The sequence below is a fragment of the Sphingopyxis sp. genome (assembly GCF_035565275.1).
In the GTDB taxonomy this organism is placed as follows: Bacteria; Pseudomonadota; Alphaproteobacteria; order Sphingomonadales; family Sphingomonadaceae; genus Sphingopyxis.
Window position 1 is genome coordinate 1 of sequence record NZ_DATMST010000046.1, and the last position, 2,412, is coordinate 2,412.

The window sequence follows — 2,412 nt, forward strand, 5'->3', positions numbered from 1 at the left end:
ATGACCTATGACAATGCCGAGGATTATCTGATCCGCGCACAGGAAGCAGCAAACAGCTTTGACAATGAAGGCCGCAAGGAAGGCATCAAGCAGTTTATCGATGATAAGAGCTACAAGCCGGGTCTGGGCGCTTACGACAAGTCCAAACAGAGCGCCTGACAGAGCTGGTTACGACCGGACCAGACCTTCAACATGCGCGGCCCGGCAAGAATAGCTGCCGATTTTACCTGGAGAGACTGACCCATGACGGTCGAGGCCCTGAATCCGCCCACTTGTACCGATAGCGGCACATCGCTCGACCGCCTGTTGCGCCCACGTTCGGTCGCAATCGTCGGCGCGTCCGACAAGATCGGCGCACTGGGCGCGTCCGTCCTCTCCAACCTCCTCCGCAACGGATTTTCAGGCGACATCCACCTCATCAACCCCAAACGGGCGGAGATCGACGGACGGCCATGCCTGCCATCGGTCGACGCCCTGCCCGATGGCGTGGACGCCGCCGTCCTCGCCATCCCCCGCGTCGCGGTGCTCGATACGGTCAAGGCGCTGGCCGCACGCAATGTCGGCGCTGTCGTCATCTTTTCCGCCGGTTTTGCCGAAGGCGGTGAGGAAGGCCTTGCCGAACAGCGCGAGATTGGCCGGATCGCCGCCGAAACGGGGATGGTGATCGAAGGGCCAAATTGCCTGGGCATGACCAACTTCATTGACCGCGTGCCGCTGACCTTTGTCGAAACCAGCGTACAGCCCCTGGGTGACCGTCGCGGGATCGGCGTCGTATCGCAGAGCGGGGCGATGGCCTGCGTCCTGTGCACGACGCTGGCGAGCCGCGACCTTGGCCTGTCCTTCTCTATTTCCACCGGCAACGAAGCTGCTTCGGGTGTGGAAGATTATGTCGATCACCTGCTCGGCGATGACGCGACGCAGGTCATCGCCATGATCGTTGAGCAGTTCCGCAAGCCGCAACGCTTCCTCGCCGCCGCCCGCCGCGCGCGCGCGCTGGGCAAGACTATCGTCCTCCTCCACCCCGGCAAATCCAGCGCCGCGCGGGAATCCGCCGCCACCCATACGGGCGCGATCGCGGGCGACTATCAGGTCATGCAGGTGAAGGTGGAACGTGCAGGCGTCATCCTGGTTGAAACGCTCGAAGAACTGGGCGACGTCGCGGAAATCGCGCTGCGCTGCCCCACGATCCCGGCGGGCGGGGTCGCGGTGCTGGGGGAAAGCGGCGCGTTCAAGGCGCTGACCCTGGACCTGTGCGAGGCGATCGACCTCGACCTACCGCAAGTGGATGACGGCAACGCCCCCGCCCTGCGCGCCGCGCTTCCCGCTTTCGTCCCGGTCTCCAACCCGCTGGACCTGACGGCGCAGGGGCTGGTCGAACCCGACCTCTATTATCGCACGCTCGCCGCGCTGTTCACCGACGACCGTTTCGGCAGCGTCGTCGCCGGGATCATCCAGACCGATCCGATCACCGCCGGCATCAAGCTGCCGCCGATCCTGCGCGCGGTCGATGAACTCAAACCCGAAAAGCCGATCATCCTCGCCGGACTGGACGAAGGGGCGGACATCTCGCCCGACTATATCAACCAGCTTCGGGCCTTTGGCATTCCCTATTTCCCCTCAACCGAACGCGCCTTTCGCGCCCTTAAACGCCTGAACGACCATGCCCGCCGCGATTTCCGCGAAACCGACGCCGCGCCGCTTGCCGCTCCCGGCCTGCCCGAACAAGGCGGCGTCATCCCGGAATATCGGTGCAAGGCGATACTCGCGCCGCTTGGCATCCCCTTCCCTCGCGGCGCTTTCTGCACCACCATCGATGAAGCGCTCAGCGCGGCGCTGAACATCGGCTATCCCGTGGCGCTCAAGGCACAATCCGCCGACCTCAGCCACAAAAGCGACGCGGGCGGTGTCGTGCTGAACCTTCGCGATGCGGATGAACTGCGCGCCGGATGGGACCGCCTGCATGCCAATGTCGCCGCTTATGATACGAGCATCGCCCTCGACGGTGCGCTGCTCGAAGCCATGGGCGAGCGTGGGACAGAACTCATCATCGGAGCGAAAAGCGACCCTGATTGGGGTCCGGTCATCCTCGCCGGTTTCGGGGGCGTCACCGCAGAAATCCTTCAAGATGTGCGCCTGATCACCCCCGACCTCTCGGTCGAAGCCATCGCCGCCGAACTGCACAAGCTCAAACAAGCTGCCCTTCTGCGCGGCTTTCGCGGATCTCCTGCCCTGGATGTGGAGGCGGCGGCCCAGATCGTCGCCACGCTCGGTCGCCTCATGATCGCCGAACCCTCCATCCGCGAGATCGATCTCAACCCGGTAGTCCTTTATCCGCGCGGCAAAGGCGCGGTCGCGCTGGATGCCCTCATGCTGACCGGGCCGAAAAATGCCTGACCAATCAGGCGATCACAG

The 2,412-nt window shown here is 64.1% G+C and carries 1 protein-coding gene and 1 pseudogene; both read left to right on the forward strand.

Annotated elements, in window-relative coordinates; translation table 11 throughout:
- Positions 1 to 159, forward strand: a pseudogene (locus VN047_RS02995) (p-hydroxycinnamoyl CoA hydratase/lyase); the annotation flags it as partial.
- An 84-nt stretch (positions 160 to 243) separates the two neighbouring features.
- Positions 244 to 2,394 (forward strand): acetate--CoA ligase family protein, encoded by a 2,151-nt coding sequence (locus VN047_RS03000; RefSeq protein ID WP_325539880.1) that lies wholly within the window; start codon positions 244 to 246, stop codon positions 2,392 to 2,394.
- Positions 2,395 to 2,412: the final 18 nt, after the last annotated feature.

What these genes read in the sequence shown, in the direction of transcription:
- VN047_RS03000 (WP_325539880.1), top strand. Translation starts at nt 244, where the DNA reads ATGACGGTCGAGGCCCTGAATCCGCCCACTTGTACCGATAGCGGCACA.